This window comes from Streptomyces asoensis (assembly GCF_013085465.1).
In the GTDB taxonomy this organism is placed as follows: Bacteria; Actinomycetota; Actinomycetes; order Streptomycetales; family Streptomycetaceae; genus Streptomyces; species Streptomyces cacaoi_A.
In genome coordinates this window covers 9624417-9639331 of sequence record NZ_CP049838.1, presented here as the reverse complement: position 1 = coordinate 9639331, position 14915 = coordinate 9624417, and the positions used below count along the sequence as shown (strand labels likewise).

Genomic DNA, 14915 nt, shown 5'->3' with positions numbered 1-14915 from the left:
GATCGGCATGACAACACACGCGAACGAACTCGTGGTGGACGTACGGGGACTGCGTAAGCGGTACGGCGACGTGACCGCGGTCGACGGCATCGACCTCGGCATCTGCAGAGGTGACGTGTTCGGCCTGCTGGGGCCCAACGGGGCGGGCAAGAGCACCACGGTGGAGATCCTCCAGGGCAACCGCTCCCGGGACGCGGGCCAGGTGTCCGTACTGGGCGCGGACCCGGCGCACGGCACGCGTGCGTGGCGCGCGCGGGTCGGCATCGTCTGGCAGGACGAATCCGCGCCCGCCGAGTTGACGGTCGGCGAGACCGTGCGGCACTTCGCCCGCTACTACCCGAGGCCACGGGACCCGGAGGAGGTCATCGGCCTGGTGGGTCTGGAGGCGAAGACCGGCAGCCGGATCAAGGCACTGTCCGGCGGGCAGCGCCGGCGGCTGGATGTGGCTCTCGGGGTGATCGGCGACCCCGAGCTCCTGCTCCTGGACGAGCCGACGACCGGCTTCGACCCGGCGGCCCGGCGCCAGTTCTGGGACCTGATCCGCAAACTGGCCGACGAGGGCACCACCATCCTCCTGACCACGCACTACCTGGAGGAGGCGGAGACGCTCGCCGACCGGCTGGCCGTGGTCGCCGGCGGCCGGGTCGTCGCCGAGGGCGAACCGAAGGCCCTGCGCGAGCGGTACGGCACCGGGGCCACCGTGGAGTGGACCGAGCCGGACGGCGCCACGCGCGTGGAGCGCACGGACACGCCCACCCGGACCGTCGCCGAGCTCATGCGGCGCTTCGACGGCGAGATACCGGGGCTGCGGATCAGCCGCCCCACGCTGGAGGACGTCTACCTCCGGCTGACCGGACAGGAGGACGCCCGATGACCACGACCGTCGTACGCACCCGCACGAAGGCGCACGCCGACCGGCTGCCCGGAGCATGGCGACTGGGTCTGGGGCGTGGCGTCCTGGAGCTCAGGCAGTTCTTCCGGCAGCGCGACCAGGTGCTGTTCACCTTCGCCTTTCCGGTGGTGTTCCTGTTCCTGTTCGCGTCGATCTTCCGGGACGACGTGCGCGGGGCGGGCATCACCGCCTCGCAGCTCTACGTCCCCGCGATGATGGCCGCCGGCATCATGTCCACCAGCTTCCAGTCGCTCGGCATCTCGATCGCGATCGAACGGGACGAGAAGGTGCTGCGCCGGCTGCGCGGCACACCGATGCCGCCGGCGGCGTACTTCCTCGGCAAGATCTGGCTGGTCCTCGTCACCGGGCTGCTGGAGACGGCGATCCTGCTGCTCGTCGGCGCGACCCTCTACGACGTGGATCTGCCCACGGACCCGGGCCGCCTGTTCGACTTCGCCTGGATCTTCGTGCTGGGCCTCACGGCGTGCGCGCTGCTCGGCATCGCCGTCAGCTCCGTCCCGAAGTCCGGCAAGAGCGCCACCTCGGTGGTCGTACTCCCCTTCCTGGTGTTGCAGTTCATCTCGGGGGTGTACATCGCGATCGACACCATCCCCGGCTGGATGCTGAACATCGGTGCCCTGTTCCCGCTGAAGTGGATGTGCCAGGGGCTGCGCGGGGTGTTCCTTCCGGAGTCGGCACAGGTCCTGGAGCAGACCGGTGGCTGGGAATTCGGGCGGGTCGCCCTGGTGCTGGGGGCCTGGTGCGTCGGAGGATTGCTGCTGTGTCTGCTGACCTTCCGGTGGAAGAACCGGCGCGACGGATGAACGGGCCGGAGCGGGCCGGGGGCGCGTACACCTGGGACCGGTCGTTCCGGATCTGGGACAGGTACTTCGCGTTCGTCTGGCTGGCCACCCTGGTGTTCGTGCTCGGCACGGGGCATCCGGGGCGGCCGGTCAGGCTGGTCGCGGCGGCGCTGCTGGTTCTGCTGATCCCGCTGTTCGTGTGGGTCGGGCGCCCCCTCCTGCGGGAGGATCCGCCGGACCCGCGGCGGGCACTGGGCTACCTGGTGGCGGCGATGGCGCTGTTCCTGCCGTCGGCGATCCTCGTGGGCGAGACCCGGCTGATGACCTTCGCGCTCGTCCCCCAGTGCTTCATGACGCTGCGCATCCGATGGGCGCTGGTGGCGGTGGCCGTCATCAACCTCGTGCCCGTCGTCGGGTGGGCTCTGGTGTGGTGGCCCGACGACGAGGCCGTCTTCTTCAACGGGATGTTCGCGGTGGTGACCTTCGTCTTCTCGATGGCCGTCGGCACCTGGATCATCCGCATCATCGAGCAGAGCCAGGAACGGGCCGCGCTGATCGCGGAGCTGGACACGAGCCGTCACGAGATCTCCCGGCTGTCGGCCGCGCACGGCGCGCTGGCCGAGCGGGAGCGGATGGCCCGGGAGATCCACGACACCCTCGCCCAGGGGTTCACCAGTCTGCTGATGCTGGTGCAGGCCGTCGAGGCGGAGCTCGACGACGACATCGCGCAGGCCCGACGACACCTGGCCCTGATGGACGAGACGGCCCGGCAGAACCTCGCCGAGGCGCGCGCCCTGGTCGCCGGAGGCGCGCCCGCCGACCTGCACGGCGCCTCGCTGCCGGACGCCCTGCGCCGGCTGGCCGCACGCCACGAGACGGAGCTGCGGATGACCGGTCCCGTACGTCCGCTGCCGGCCGGCCCCGAGGTGGTGGCCCTGCGCGCCTGCCAGGAGGCACTGGCCAACGCCCGTAGACACGCGGGGAGTTCGGCCACAGTAGGCATCACCCTGACGTACGCCGACGAGGCCCTCACCGTGTCCGTACGGGATGACGGCTGCGGCTTCGACCCGCACACGGTGACGGGAGGCTACGGTCTGGCGGGACTGCGCGCCCGGGCCACCGAGGTGGGCGGCACCGCTTCCGTCGACAGCACACCCGGCGACGGCACCACCGTGACCGTCCGCCTGCCCGTATCGCCCCCGAGGAGCCCATGGTGATCCGGATCGTCCTGGCCGACGACCATCCCGTCGTACGGGAGGGTCTGCGGGCCATGCTGAGCGCCGAACAGGACCTGGAGGTGGTCGCCGACGCGTCGAGCGGACCGCAGGCCGAGGCGCTGGCCGCGGAGCTGCGCCCCGACATCGTGCTGATGGACCTGCGGATGCCGGACGGCGGGGGTGTGGACTCGATCGTGCGGATGAGCGCGGCGGGGCTGCCCTGCCGGGTGATCGTCCTGACGACCTACGAGACGGACCGCGACATCCTGCGCGCCGTGGAGGCGGGGGCGGCGGGCTACCTGCTGAAGGACCTGCCACGGAGCGAACTGGCGAATGCGGTACGGGCTGCCGCGCGGGGCGAGACGGTGCTCGCGCCGACGGTGGCGGCCCGATTGGTGGACCAGTTGCGCACCCGACCGGAACGCCCGCGGCTGTCCGAACGGGAGACGGCGGTGCTGCGGCTGGTTGCGGAGGGGTGCACGAACGCGGAGATCGGCCGCCGCCTGTTCATCGGCGAGTCGACGGTGAAGACCCATCTGCTGCGGGTCTTCGGCAAGTTGGGTGTCGACGACCGAACCGCGGCGGTGACGAGCGCGATGCGCTACGGCCTTCTCGACTGACGTCTCCCCCGTGCGTCGACAACGCGGTCTGCTGGGGCGGCGGCACGAGGACACCTTCCTCGACGACCCGGACAGCGACAGAGCGGGCCTGGACCACATCGCCCGCATGGGGCAAGCCGCTGTCCTTCCGTCTCCGGACCGAGCGGCTAGCGTGGCGTGGTGTCGTCGGCCCTGAACGGGCCGCCGTGGCCGGGCACGATCAGGTCCGCGGCGGTCAGCACCCGGAGCCGGGAGGTGCGCAACACCTCACGGTCGGGGGCTACCGGATCGTCCGCCGGACCGTCCGCGTGCCACCACAGGTCACCGGCGAAGGCGACCACGCCCGACTCCGTGCCCGCCAGCAGCGTGATGTCCTCGGCGCTGTGGCCCGGGGTGCGAATCAGCCGTAGCGACGGGGTGAGTTCGTAGCCCTCCGCGTCCCGGTTCCGCCACTGATCGCCGAGGTACTCCACCTTGTGGTCGTGCACCCGGGCCCGTCCGAACAGGCCCACGTTCATGGTGTTGTCCGGGTGGTGATGGCTGAGCACCACGTCGGTGATGTCGTCGGGGCCGAGCCCCAACTCCTCGAGCGGGGCGAGGATACGGTCGCGACTCGCCACCATGCCCGGGTCGAAGATCACATGCCGGTCGGCGTCGGATATGTAGGAGACGGTGGCGGCGACTCCGGGGCCGGTGGAGCCGACGTATCCGGTGGTCAGGATCGTGTACACGGCGCTGCGGCCGAGCGGTGCGTCTGTCATGGCCTCAATCCTTCCGGGCAGGCCGGTCGTTCACGAGTGGCATAGTTGCCGCTGATCGCAGGATTAGTGCCACACTGCACGTGTGCCTCCTTTCGTGACCGTCGCCGCGTACACCCCACCCGGAGTCGGCATGCTCGCCGTCGGCATCGTCACCGAGGTCTTCGGCCCGCACGGGGCGGCACTGCCCGGCTTCGACTTCGCCCTGTGCACCGACCGGCCCGGGCCGGTCCCCACCGACTTCGGCGTACCGCTCACCATCACGCACGGCCTGGACCGGCTCGCCTCCGCCGATCTGGTGATCGCCCTGCCATGGACCGGCTTCCGCACACCGCCCGCTCCCGCCGTACTGGATGCCCTGTCGGCCGCACACGAGCGCGGCTCACTGGTCGCGGCCCACTGCGTCGGCGCCTTCGCGCTCGCCGCCGCCGGACTGCTCGACGGCCGGCGGGCCACCACCCACTGGCGGTTCGCCGAACTGCTCGCCCACCGCCACCCGACCACCACCGTCGAACCCGACGCCCTCTACGTCGACGAGGGACGCATCATCACCGGCGCGGGAGCCGCCGCGGGCTTCGATCTCTGCCTGCACCTGCTGAGGCGGGAGTACGGAGCCTCGATGGCCAACGCCGTGGCCCGGGACGTGGTGCTGCCCTCCCACCGCGACGGCGGGCAGGCGCAGTACCTGGCCGCCCCCGTCCCCGAAGACTGCCGCGACGAGCGTCTCGCCGAGGTACTCGCGTGGGCCCGGGAGAACCTCCACCAGCCGCTTCCCGTCGCGGAACTGGCCCGGCGCGCCGTGATGAGCAAACGCTCCTTCGCCCGGCGCTTCACCGCCGCGACCGGCACCACCCCCCACGCCTGGCTGCGGAGCCTGCGGCTGAGCGGCGCCGAGGAGCTCCTGGAGACCACGGACCTGCCGGTCGAGGAGATCGCCCGCCGCGTCGGATACGGAAGCGCGGCCGTCCTGCGCGAACAGTTCGTGCGCCGCCGGGGGGTGCCGCCCCGCTCCTACCGCCGCTCCTTCACCAACACGCCGTAACGAAACGGCCGTCGAAGATGGCGATCTCCAACTCCCGAGGTCTCACCATGGGGAGCGCGGATCTGCTCGGGTGTCGCAACTCCCCTTGTCTTCAAGCTCCGGGGCGGCGGCGATGCACCGATGACGATGCCGGACCAGACGGCGCCGGTGCGGCGGCATGTGCACGACGCGCTGGCGGCAGGGGCGGGCGCGGCCCTCGGCGGCGGCAGCGGTCGCGCCGGTGCCGCGCTCGCCTGCCGGCTGCGCGCGTCCGGCGCTTCGCTCCGCCGGTCGATCTGACGTCGTTCGCGACCCCCGCCGCGACGAAGGCCAAGGCCGTCGCGCTCATGCGGTGGCTGCACTCCCGGCGCTGACCGCGCGCGGCACGGTCAGGCGTCGAGCAGCGGCGCGAGGTATCTGCGGGCGAAGGCGCGGGCCTGTTCCTCGTCGTCCAGCTCGATACAGCCGGCCGGGTTGAGGAGGAAGGAGACCGCGACACGCACCATCAGTTCCGCCACCGGCCGGGGGTCGGTCTCGCCGCGGCCCTCGGTGTGCTGAGCGCGTCGCAGATGGGCGGTCAGGTAGTCGGTGGTGGCGGCGAGGGAGGCGCCGCCCTGCACGGTGAAGCAGGGGAGAACCACTTCGGGTTCGAGCCGCAGCAGCCCGCCGAAGAGCGGATGGGCCCTGGTGTATCGCAGGGCGACCACGAAGCCCTCCACGACCCGGTCCTCCATCGTCGGCAGCGAGGCGACGGCGGCGTCCAGCTTCTGGAAGAAGCGGCTGCCCTCGCGCAGCAGGCACGCCTCGACCAGTCCGTCCTTGCTCTGGAAGCGGCGGTACACCGTGACGCGCGAGACGCCGGCCCGTTTGGCGACGTCCTCCACCGAGGAACGGCGCAGACCGAAGGTCGTGAACTGCTCCAGGGCGGCGTCGAGGATCTGCCGCGCCAGCTTTTCCTCTGTCGCCGGCCGGGCGATGGCCCGGGCCAGCAGGGAGTCGTTCGCAGATGGCTTCATGGTGCCTTTCACGGTACCCGTACACCGATCCGTAGAGACGGTGAAACATCGGCAATACATATGTATCTCATCGTGCGTCCCCCGGTGCTCGGCGGCGCCGCGCGGGGCCATGTGCCGGCCGTCGCCATGTCGGAGCCCGGCGCCGGTTCCGACGTGGCCGCCCTGCGCTGCCGCGCCGAGCGGCAGCCTGACGGGAGTCGGCTCGTCGAGGGTCAGAAGACCTGGATCTCGAACGCCCACGTCGCCGAGAGCATGTTGCTGGTGGCACGGACGGGTGGGGACCGGCACGAGGGTCTCACGATGTTCCACGTCCCCATGAACACGCCCGGAGTGGAGGTCGGGGGCATCGAGACCATGGGCTGCCGCGAGGTCAACGACGTGTTCCTCACCGGCGTACGGCTGCCCGCGGACGCGGTCGTCGGTGAAGTCGACTCCGGGTGGCGCCAGTTGATGGCGGCGCTGAACCATGAGCGGCTCTTCCCGGCGGCCAACATGCTGGGCCTGGCCCGCCACGCCTTCGACGACGCGGTCGCCTACGTACGCGGGCGCGAGCAGTTCGTCCGGACGGTCGGCTCCTTCCAGGCGCTGCGGCACCGCGTGGCGGATCTCGCCACGGAGATCGAGTGTGCCCGGCTGCTGGCAAGGCCACCGAGTACGGCATGGAACGCCATCTGCGCGCCGCCGTCGTCTCCACCGTCTACGGAGGCACCAGCGAGATCCAGCGCGACATCATCGGCAAGAGCTACGGCCTCTGAGTCCGCCCGGCCCCGGACGCCTCGAGGCCGACGGTCGCCCAGCACCGCTGGTAGCCGCTCTCTAAGGTTGCGCAGGCGGGCGATACCGACCGTGGAGCAACGGTTCGCAGGCCGGGCCAGCCCCTTCATCTCTTGAGCGCATCCCTTGGTCACACGAGCGAGAGGTAAGTCCCATGCACGGAGTGCCGTTGACCAAACAGGTCGTCGAGGTCGTGCGCAGCGATCCTGGAGCGAGCGCGCTGCCGCATCTGCTGCCGCACGTGAACGTGCCCTGGGTGGAAGGCGGCGAGGCCAGACCGATGCCTGAGGAGGTACTCGCGAGGGCCGTGTTCCCGTCAGGGCGCCCGCTGCCGCCGAGCCTGCGCTCCTGGCTGTCGTACGACACCAGCCTGCTGGAGCGATACGGATGGTTCACCCCGGACGGCGGATTCGCGCCGAGGTCGATCGACCAGGTGGTCGGGGACGAGATGGGCGGCTTCTGGGCAGAGCCGTTCGCGTGGCTGTCCAGGCGCTTCCCGGAGTGCTTCGTCCTGCCCGGTGGGTCGGACTCACGACGGATCCTGGCCGTAACCGAGCCCGACGAGGAGGGCGAGTACCCGGTCCTCGCGCTCGACCTGGACGACATGCCCTACCTCGGCATCATGTACCCGGGCTTCGACGTCTACCTGGCCGACACCGCGGGCCTCCTGGAGCTGGGCGAGCGACAGACCTACACAGACCTCATCGACCACGCGACCTACGGACCCCGGATGCGGCGCCACGCCGTGCAATGCTTCGCGGGCGAGAGCTGTGTGGGGTACCCGTTCGAGTTCGCGCCCGTGTACGAGCAGCTGTATCCAGGGCAGGGGCATGTCGCGGGACGTGGTGGGGCCTCCCACTGACGCTGACCGCCTGGCCCCGTTCCACCCGCTGCACGACACCGCCGGAGTGGCCCGGCGGGGCTACGAGAAGCGCCGGTCGCATCGACTCTCATCAGCGAGCACCTGTCAGCAAACGATCGTTTGACGACAGACGGGCGACGCATCCAAATGAACCGCGCAATCCGGGGGTTCTCGGCGGCCGAATCCAATCGGATCCGACGGTGATTGCTGACAGGTTTTGACGACAGACAGGGATCCCTTTCCAACCGCCTGGTTGTGACTGGGCGTCGTTGTGCGGGCGGTCGGCCACGACGCCTGGTCACATGTCCGGTAGAAGAAGCCAGACTTCGGAGAGGGCGAGGCCGTGCTCGTGGGACACGGCCCCGCACGGGCAGCCCAGCGAGATCAGGCGCCAGTCGCAGGTCACGGTCCACGGGCCGGCCTGTCCCCCGCACGCCGGGCAGGCGACGGTCTCAGCCGTCCACACCCCGAAAGCGGGTCTGCCATAACGACGGAAGCGGCCCGCGTACCGGACCTGCCAGGGCTCGACCGGGGGCGTGAGCGGGACGGTCCCTGGCAGGCTCGTCGAGGCCAGCACGGCGAACAGTGCGATCAAATCGGGGAGCCGGGCCTCGCCGGCCTCTGTCGGTGGCACGGCCAGGCCGTCTGCCGTCCCCGCCGGGGTCCCGTATCTCGGGGCCGCCGCTGCGCTCGGTGGGTTCGGGGTGGCGTGCCAAGGCAGGAAAGCGCGGGCGACGGCGGCCAAGAGGGCGGCTGCGGGCGGGCTGACGGTGCCTGCGTCGAGGTGGTGGAGGGTAGTGCGCAGGAGGCGTTGGAGTCGCCGATCCCGGTCCGTGGCCGGCGTTCGTGCGGTCGCTGCCCGCCGGGCCGGGAGCGGGGCCGCGAGGCGGTCCAGGACGGCTGCTGCTGCTTCGGAGTCCGCCGCGACAGGGCGCCACTCCCCGGCGACCAGGAGCTGCCGTGCCTGCCCGGCCTCACGGGTCAGGGCGCGCGTCTGCGGTGGCCGCGGGCCGAAGGCTGCCCCGTGAGTCTCATGCCCGCTCGTCATGGCCCCCTCTCCCTCTCTATCGGCGCACGATGCAGAGCCGCGGCTATCGCCGATCGGATCAACGTACATGCGGGGGCGTGATCGGCAGGGCGTTCCGCGCTTACTCAACCGATTGGTTGACAAAGCCGCGGGCTCGATCGTACGGTTATTCAACCGAGAAGTTGAACATGGGAGGTGGGAGTGGTCGACGACCGACTGTCCCGGGCGTTCTCCGCGCTGGCCGACCCGACCCGGCGCGACATCGTCGCGAGGCTGGCCGGTGGCGACGCCACGGTGAACGAACTGGCCGAGCCCTATGACGTGACCGTCCAGGCCGTGTCGAAGCACATCAAGGTCCTGGAGGATGCCGGCCTCGTCAGCCGCACCAGGGACGCCCAGCGGCGGCCCTGCCACCTCGAAGGTGAGGTGTTCGACCTGATGACGAAGTGGATCGAGCGGTACCGCCGCGAGGCGGAGGACCGCTTCCGTCGACTGGACGCCGTGCTCGAGCAGATGGAGGAACGGCCCGCGCAGGACGACATGCCCAGGGAGGAAGCATCATGAGCACCACAGAGGCCCATGGCCGGCTCGAGACGAGGATCGAGGCCGACCCGGCGCTGCCGACCATTGTCATCACCCGCGAGTTCAACGCCTCGCGGGACCGAGTGTTCACGGCCTATACCGACCCCGACCTCCTCGTCCGGTGGCTCGGCCCTCGCCGGCTCACCATGCGGATCGACGAGTACGACGCCCGCAGCGGCGGCGCGTACCGCTACGTGCATCTCGAGGACGACGGCACCGAGTACGGCTTCCGCGGCGTGTTCCACGAGGTACGCCCCCAGGAACGCATCGTGCAGACCTTCGCCTACGACGGTTTCCCGGACAGCGTCAGCCTGGAGAAGGCCGTCTTCGAGGACCTCGGCGGCCGGACCCGCGTCACCACGACATCGGTCATGGAGTCCGTCGAGGCCCGCGACGCGATCATCAAGAGTGGCATGCAGGACGGCGTCCGCCAGGGATACGAGCGGCTCGACGAACTGCTCGCGGGCCGTGAGGACGGCAAGGGTGACCACAGCACCGACTCCGCAGAGGAGCTTCGGACCGACGGGAGGGGCCTGAACCCATGACGAGCGCAACCGATGAACACCGAATCATCGCAGGAGCTTTCACGGAGCGCGTGCGCGGCGTGAGCCCGGCGGCATGGGACAACCCGGCGCCATGCGAAGGATGGGTCGCCCGGGACGTGGTGCGCCACCTCGTCGAATGGTTCCCAGCCTTCCTGAAGTCCGGTGCCGGCGTCGAACTTCCCCAGGGGCCCTCGGTCGACGACGATCCGGTCGCGGCCTGGACGGTCCACTGCGACGGGGTGCAGGCGCTGCTCGACGACCCGGCCACAGCGGGCAAGGTCCTGTCGAACCCCCACATCGGCAGGGTTCCGCTCGACCAGGCGGTCGACCGCTTCTATACGGCCGACGTCTTCATGCACACCTGGGACCTTGCGCGGGCCAGTGGCCAGGAGGAGACCCTCGACCCCGTCAGGTGTGCCCGGTTGCTCGACGGGATGCTGCCGCTGGACGACGTGCTCCGCAAAAGCGGGCAGTACGGACCTAAGGTCGAGATTCCCGAGAGCGCCGACGTGCAGACGCGCCTGCTCGCCTTCATCGGGCGCACGCCCTGAGCGACGCGCCCGGGACCGCCGAATCGAGTTCAGCCTGCGTGGTACCTCGGCAGTTCGATGACCATGAACCGGCCTGAAAGCACTGCCGTATCGACGTCTGGTGCGCTGCCCGGCTGGAAGCCACTGCCCGAGGACCGACCCCGCCGAGAGTGACCATGCGCTCGACGAGGCCGCGGACGCGTGGCCCCGCTACTTGTAGGCCGCCCGGGAGGTGCTCGGCACACCGAGTTCTGGGGCGTCTGGGATGCCCCCGACTTCCCTGAAGGCCCGGGCCGCCGGCTGCCCTCCCGAGACCGGCGGCTAGCTGACCTGCACTGGAACGGCGCACCTCCGGATTCGCCTGACAGTCGGCCGCAGTCGAGGTCGGGGTCCCGCCGAAGATCACCGCGGGATGGAACACCCAGGGCGGGTCTGCGCGTCGAGCTGGGCGTGGGCACCTGCCCGTCTGCGGCGTCGAGGACCCTCCATGGGAGTCGCCGGCGGAGTCCGGCGCGCGTGATGTGATGTGGATCACATCTGCGGCCTGTCACGTCCTGTGCAGGTTGCCTGTCCCATGGGCGTCACCGACACCGATGCCGGTGCCCGACCTTGGGAGATCCGATGAACAGCGGCCACCACATCGTCGTCCTCGGCGCCGGCTACACGGGCTTGTTCAGCGCCATCCGGCTGGCCCACCGCACCCGCCGGACCGACGTGAAGATCACCCTGGTCAACCCGTCGAGCCGGTTCGTCGAGCGGCTGAGGATGCACCAGATCGCCGCCGGGCAGGAGCTGGCCGACCATCAGATCCCCGACCTGCTCGTCGGGACCGGCGTCACGTTCGTCCAGGGCACCGCCACCGCCATCGACCCCGAGGCCCGGCAGATCGCCGTCGACGGCGCCGAGACCCTCGGGTACGACACGCTCGTCTACGCGCTGGGCAGCTCGACCGACACCGGCCAGGTCCCCGGAGCCGACACCCACGCGTTCACCCTCAACAACCCGGAGATCGCCGGCCGGTTCGCCACGCGGCTCACCGAGGTCGCCGCATCCGGCGGCACGGTCACCGTCTGTGGCGGCGGCCTGACCGGCATCGAGGCAGCCACCGAGATCGCCGAGAGCCACCCCGGCCTGGACGTCACACTGATCAGCCTGGACGAGCCCGGCGGCATGATGGGCGCCAAGGCCCGCACCTACCTCCACGGCGCGCTGGACCGCCTCGGCGTCACTCTTGAGACCGGCGACCGCGTCACCAAGGTGCTGCCCGACGCCGTCGAGCTGGCCGACGGCCGACTCGTCCGCTCCGACGCGTGCCTGTGGACCACCGGCGTCAAGGTGTCGCCGCTCGCCGCTGCCGCCGGGATCGCCACCGACGACCGCGGCCTCATCCTCGTCGACGCCACCCTGCGTTCGGTTTCCCACCCGGAGATCCACGCCATCGGCGACGCCGCCGCCGTCCGGCTGGCCTGGGGACAGATCCACGGCACCTGCCAGAGCGGCCTGCCCACCGCCCAGTACACCGCCGACACCATCGCGCGGCTCGTGCACGGCAAGGCCGTCAAGCCGTTCCGCTTCGGCTACTTCCACCAGCCGGTCAGCCTCGGCCGCCGTGACGCCGTCATCCAGTTCACCAAGGCCGACGAAACCCCCCGCCGCATGCACCTCACCGGCCGGAGCGCCGTCGCGTACAAGGAGATGGTCAGCGGCAGCCCGCTCACGACCTACCGACTCAGCAAGCGCATGAACGTCACCACCATCGTCTCCAGAGGCGGCCGCGCCACCCGCAAGCCCGCGGGATGACAGGCGCACAGGCTCCCAGCGCCATGATCTCGGGCCCTGCCGCCCTGGTTACGGCGCTGGCAACATGACGCTCAACTTCCACCCCGGGCACGGCTGTCTACAGCCCTGCTCGAAATTGCGCCAGCGACGGAGACGCCGCAGGCGCCGAGGGAGGTACTGGGCTTCCCTGCGACGAGTTCGGCAGGAGAGTCAGTCCCGCACTACAACGATGCGCGCCGCACGGTCGTACTTGCTCTGATGGTAAGTCCCCCCGGTCTTTCGCCATCTGCATCAGCAGAATCGCACCGGCCAAGAGGTTCAGCACCGGAATCGACAAGAAGGCCGCAGCCCGAAGAGGCGCTTGCCGACGGTCCTGCCCCACCAGTGCACGAAGGGAAGGCAGTACAGCGGCAACGTCCAGCACATCCGAGAAGCCGAGCAGTCATGGGGTCGATGCGGTTGACGGGGACGCCTTCGGCGTAGAGGCAGGGATTCTGTTGCTGACCGGAAGGGTCGGGCTGGGTGAAGCGGCCGAGATTCGCGTCGCGGTAATCGAAGCCGAACATCGCGTCAGGAGCGATTCTTCCGATGGGCCAGGAAGGCGAACACCGCCAGAACCACTCCACTGACTGCGGCGATCACTCCGAGGGTGAGCGGCACAGCATCGCCAGTAGCCGTCCCTGCAACGCACGCACATATCCCTCCTACGATCAAAACCGCAGAAAAGGTTCGCACTCCTCGTATTGCGTCATCCATCGATGAACCCTTCGTCGCATTCGTAGGGAGCCTTTTGGGCCGAGAATGGAATTCCTTACCCGTAGGTGAGGATGTCCGCTCCGTAGTAGCCTGCGGCACCTCCAAGCGTGCAACCCGGTCTGTAGCGCCACCGGGTGCGCCGCGTGCGCGCGGCGGACCGTGTCGGCCCCCACCTCCGACAGGCCATATGCGCGGATCTTGCCCTCGTCCATCAGCTCGACCAGTGCGCCCACCGTCTCCTCGATCGGCGTGGCCTGGTCGAGACGGTGCTGGTAGTACAGATCGATGTAGTCCGTGCCCGGCCGCTCGAGGGATCCCTCGACCGCGACCCGGATGCTCTCGCAGCTGCTGCCCGCCCGACGATCTCCTCGTTGGTGTACTGGCCGTATACCTCGGCAGTGTCGATGAAGTTCACGCCGAGGTCGAGCGCGCGGTGAGCGGTGTGGATCGACTCGGCCTCGTCCTTCCCCACGCCGGTGTACAGGGAGTCGCTCATGGGCATCGCGCCCAGGCCGATACCGGAGACTTCGAGGCCGCCCAGCTTGAGGTGCTCATGGTGCTGCTCCGTCCGTTACTGAATGTGCGCGGCGTCCCGGCGTCCACGCGCCGGATCCCGCAGGTGCGCGAAGACGCCGGAGACGTCGGCAATCCACCGCTGGTCCGTCGCGAGGGGCCGATCAGTCTGGCCACCGCCGTCGACATTCAGCTTGCTCGCCCCGCGATACTGGCGGCAGACCGCGGTTTTCAGGGGGAGCCGCCGGCGGGGGTGCGACACGTCCCCCTCATCCGACTGAGCAAGGACAACCGCCTCGCCATCCCCACCCCCGTCGACCTTCCGCACCACCTCCTCGAACACCTCCCTGACCGCCTCGGCCTCGGCCTCCTGGCAGCCGTCCTCGATGAGGCGTTCCAGCAGACCGACGACGGCGTCGGTACGGCGCATGAGGTATTCGGGGATCGTGCCGCGTACTTGTGCAGCAGCACTGAGACTCGCTGTTCGGGCCCCCACCCTTCGAGGTGCGGGGCCCGCTCGCTCAGTGGATGGGCGCCCAGTGCTTCAGAGCGTCGTCCAGAACCGGGCACTCGAGGTCCTCCCACACCAGGCAGCCCCACACGATGCCGGGAACTTCGGACCCCATCAAGTCGGCCGGCCCCACAGTCAGGGTGCGGTGGACAGACTCCAGATAGGCGGCCATCGACGGGTAGCGCGGCTCGGACACCACTGTCCCGTCCATCGTCGACCAGTGGCCAACACCGGCCGCTGACACGTACTGGCCGTACTCGGGGCCGGCCTCGTCCCGCGTGAGCCACGGAACCACCTGGGCCCCGCCCCAGTAGTCGCGCTCACCGTACCTGGGAAGCCGCGGCCGTATCGCCTCGGCCGGGGCGAACAGCACCCCGTCCGGCAGAAACGCCCCGGAGCCGACATCACCCTCGTCCTCGTTCTCCTTGATGTACTGGTGCTCCACGCCGCCACACAGCCGCCACAAAGCGACCAGTTCTGCTGGTAACCCGTACCCGACGTACTGCATCAGGTGGGCCTCGACAGCGTGGATTTCTTCTTCCGGAGCAGGCGGTAGCAGGGAAGCGTATGAGGTGGGGGCGTTCTCTTTCAGCCAGCCGGTCAGTTGCTGCCACACGGCGGCGACCCGCTCGACCTCATCAATTCGTTCAGACATTCGCCCACGGTATGGGGACGAGAATGCATCGCACCATCGGTCGGTGAGCCGCGTTCGCCCAGGTACGCCTTCAGG

At 69.8% G+C, this 14915-nt stretch carries 17 protein-coding genes and 1 pseudogene; 12 read left to right on the top strand and 6 right to left on the bottom strand.

What is annotated here, in order from left to right:
* The first annotated feature begins 7 nt into the window (after window positions 1–7).
* Genes G9272_RS42690 through G9272_RS42675 form a run of 4 tightly spaced genes read left to right on the top strand, consistent with a single transcriptional unit; the run spans window position 8 to window position 3532 of the window.
* Window positions 8–874, top strand: a complete 867-nt coding sequence (locus G9272_RS42690; RefSeq protein ID WP_171401555.1) for an ABC transporter ATP-binding protein — start codon at window positions 8–10, stop codon at window positions 872–874.
* Window positions 871–1716 carry an ABC transporter permease gene (locus G9272_RS42685; protein WP_171401554.1) on the top strand — a complete coding sequence of 282 codons (846 nt, stop codon included), beginning with the start codon at window positions 871–873 and terminating at the stop codon, window positions 1714–1716. The genes G9272_RS42690 and G9272_RS42685 overlap by 4 nt, the downstream gene beginning before the upstream one ends.
* Window positions 1713–2912, top strand: a complete 1200-nt coding sequence (locus G9272_RS42680; protein WP_171402416.1) for a sensor histidine kinase — start codon at window positions 1713–1715, stop codon at window positions 2910–2912. Before G9272_RS42685 ends, G9272_RS42680 begins: the two co-directional genes overlap by 4 nt.
* Window positions 2909–3532, top strand: coding sequence for a response regulator (locus G9272_RS42675; protein ID WP_171402415.1), 624 nt, complete (start codon window positions 2909–2911; stop codon window positions 3530–3532). The genes G9272_RS42680 and G9272_RS42675 overlap by 4 nt, the downstream gene beginning before the upstream one ends.
* 146 nt (window positions 3533–3678) lie before the next feature.
* On the opposite strand, the gene G9272_RS42670 is transcribed toward G9272_RS42675, so the two are convergent.
* The gene (locus G9272_RS42670) at window positions 3679–4272 is read right to left on the bottom strand and encodes an MBL fold metallo-hydrolase (RefSeq protein WP_171401553.1); all 594 of its coding nucleotides are present in this window, start codon (window positions 4270–4272) and stop codon (window positions 3679–3681) included.
* Window positions 4273–4402: 130 nt separating this feature from the next.
* Here G9272_RS42670 and G9272_RS42665 point away from each other — a divergent pair, with 130 nt between their 5' ends.
* Window positions 4403–5311 (top strand): GlxA family transcriptional regulator, encoded by a 909-nt coding sequence (locus tag G9272_RS42665; protein ID WP_171402414.1) that lies wholly within the window; start codon window positions 4403–4405, stop codon window positions 5309–5311.
* A gap of 120 nt (window positions 5312–5431) precedes the next feature.
* A complete protein-coding gene (locus G9272_RS42660) occupies window positions 5432–5590 on the top strand; it encodes a hypothetical protein (protein ID WP_171401552.1) in 159 nt (52 codons plus the stop codon).
* A gap of 89 nt (window positions 5591–5679) precedes the next feature.
* Here the strand turns inward: G9272_RS42660 and G9272_RS42655 are convergent, their stop codons facing one another.
* Entirely contained in the window at window positions 5680–6306 is a 627-nt protein-coding gene (locus G9272_RS42655; protein ID WP_171401551.1) for a TetR/AcrR family transcriptional regulator, read from the bottom strand.
* Window positions 6307–6378: 72 nt separating this feature from the next.
* On the opposite strand from G9272_RS42655, the gene G9272_RS42650 reads away from it, so the two are divergent.
* A complete protein-coding gene (locus G9272_RS42650; protein WP_437184351.1) occupies window positions 6379–7197 on the top strand; it encodes an acyl-CoA dehydrogenase family protein in 819 nt (272 codons plus the stop codon).
* A 46-nt stretch (window positions 7198–7243) separates the two neighbouring features.
* Window positions 7244–7942, top strand: a complete 699-nt coding sequence (locus G9272_RS42645; RefSeq protein ID WP_253268287.1) for a hypothetical protein — start codon at window positions 7244–7246, stop codon at window positions 7940–7942.
* A 298-nt stretch (window positions 7943–8240) separates the two neighbouring features.
* Here G9272_RS42645 and G9272_RS45680 read toward each other — a convergent pair whose 3' ends face one another.
* Entirely contained in the window at window positions 8241–8576 is a 336-nt protein-coding gene (locus G9272_RS45680; RefSeq protein WP_253268111.1) for a hypothetical protein, read from the bottom strand.
* Between the two features lie 594 nt (window positions 8577–9170).
* Between G9272_RS45680 and G9272_RS42635 the strand changes: the two genes are divergently transcribed.
* From G9272_RS42635 to G9272_RS42620, 4 genes are all read left to right on the top strand, one after another.
* On the top strand, window positions 9171–9533 hold the full coding sequence (locus tag G9272_RS42635) for an ArsR/SmtB family transcription factor (protein ID WP_171401548.1): 363 nt from the start codon (window positions 9171–9173) through the stop codon (window positions 9531–9533).
* Entirely contained in the window at window positions 9530–10096 is a 567-nt protein-coding gene (locus tag G9272_RS45675) for an SRPBCC family protein (RefSeq protein WP_171401547.1), read from the top strand. Before G9272_RS42635 ends, G9272_RS45675 begins: the two co-directional genes overlap by 4 nt.
* On the top strand, window positions 10093–10647 hold the full coding sequence (locus tag G9272_RS45670) for a TIGR03086 family metal-binding protein (RefSeq protein WP_171401546.1): 555 nt from the start codon (window positions 10093–10095) through the stop codon (window positions 10645–10647). Before G9272_RS45675 ends, G9272_RS45670 begins: the two co-directional genes overlap by 4 nt.
* 600 nt (window positions 10648–11247) lie before the next feature.
* Complete coding sequence (locus G9272_RS42620; RefSeq protein ID WP_171401545.1) at window positions 11248–12426, top strand: NAD(P)/FAD-dependent oxidoreductase; 1179 nt, start codon at window positions 11248–11250, stop codon at window positions 12424–12426.
* A 689-nt stretch (window positions 12427–13115) separates the two neighbouring features.
* Here the strand turns inward: G9272_RS42620 and G9272_RS42615 are convergent.
* From G9272_RS42615 to G9272_RS42605, 3 genes and pseudogenes are all read right to left on the bottom strand, one after another.
* A pseudogene (locus G9272_RS42615) lies at window positions 13116–13657 on the bottom strand (aldo/keto reductase).
* 75 nt (window positions 13658–13732) lie between these two features.
* Window positions 13733–14104, bottom strand: a complete 372-nt coding sequence (locus G9272_RS42610) for a hypothetical protein (RefSeq protein WP_171394578.1) — start codon at window positions 14102–14104, stop codon at window positions 13733–13735.
* Window positions 14105–14195: 91 nt separating this feature from the next.
* Window positions 14196–14840, bottom strand: coding sequence for an SMI1/KNR4 family protein (locus tag G9272_RS42605; RefSeq protein ID WP_171401544.1), 645 nt, complete (start codon window positions 14838–14840; stop codon window positions 14196–14198).
* Window positions 14841–14915 lie beyond the last annotated feature (75 nt).

Excerpts from the sequence above, each read along its gene's own strand:
- G9272_RS42690 (WP_171401555.1), top strand. The coding sequence starts at position 8 with ATGACAACACACGCGAACGAACTCGTGGTGGACGTACGGGGACTGCGT.
- G9272_RS42685 (WP_171401554.1), top strand. The coding sequence starts at position 871 with ATGACCACGACCGTCGTACGCACCCGCACGAAGGCGCACGCCGACCGG.
- G9272_RS42680 (WP_171402416.1), top strand. The coding sequence starts at position 1,713 with ATGAACGGGCCGGAGCGGGCCGGGGGCGCGTACACCTGGGACCGGTCG.
- G9272_RS42670 (WP_171401553.1), bottom strand. The coding sequence starts at position 4,272 with ATGACAGACGCACCGCTCGGCCGCAGCGCCGTGTACACGATCCTGACC.
- G9272_RS42665 (WP_171402414.1), top strand. The coding sequence starts at position 4,403 with ATGCTCGCCGTCGGCATCGTCACCGAGGTCTTCGGCCCGCACGGGGCG.
- G9272_RS42660 (WP_171401552.1), top strand. The coding sequence starts at position 5,432 with ATGACGATGCCGGACCAGACGGCGCCGGTGCGGCGGCATGTGCACGAC.
- G9272_RS42655 (WP_171401551.1), bottom strand. The coding sequence starts at position 6,306 with ATGAAGCCATCTGCGAACGACTCCCTGCTGGCCCGGGCCATCGCCCGG.
- G9272_RS45675 (WP_171401547.1), top strand. The coding sequence starts at position 9,530 with ATGAGCACCACAGAGGCCCATGGCCGGCTCGAGACGAGGATCGAGGCC.
- G9272_RS45670 (WP_171401546.1), top strand. The coding sequence starts at position 10,093 with ATGACGAGCGCAACCGATGAACACCGAATCATCGCAGGAGCTTTCACG.
- G9272_RS42620 (WP_171401545.1), top strand. The coding sequence starts at position 11,248 with ATGAACAGCGGCCACCACATCGTCGTCCTCGGCGCCGGCTACACGGGC.
- G9272_RS42610 (WP_171394578.1), bottom strand. The coding sequence starts at position 14,104 with ATGCGCCGTACCGACGCCGTCGTCGGTCTGCTGGAACGCCTCATCGAG.
- G9272_RS42605 (WP_171401544.1), bottom strand. The coding sequence starts at position 14,840 with ATGTCTGAACGAATTGATGAGGTCGAGCGGGTCGCCGCCGTGTGGCAG.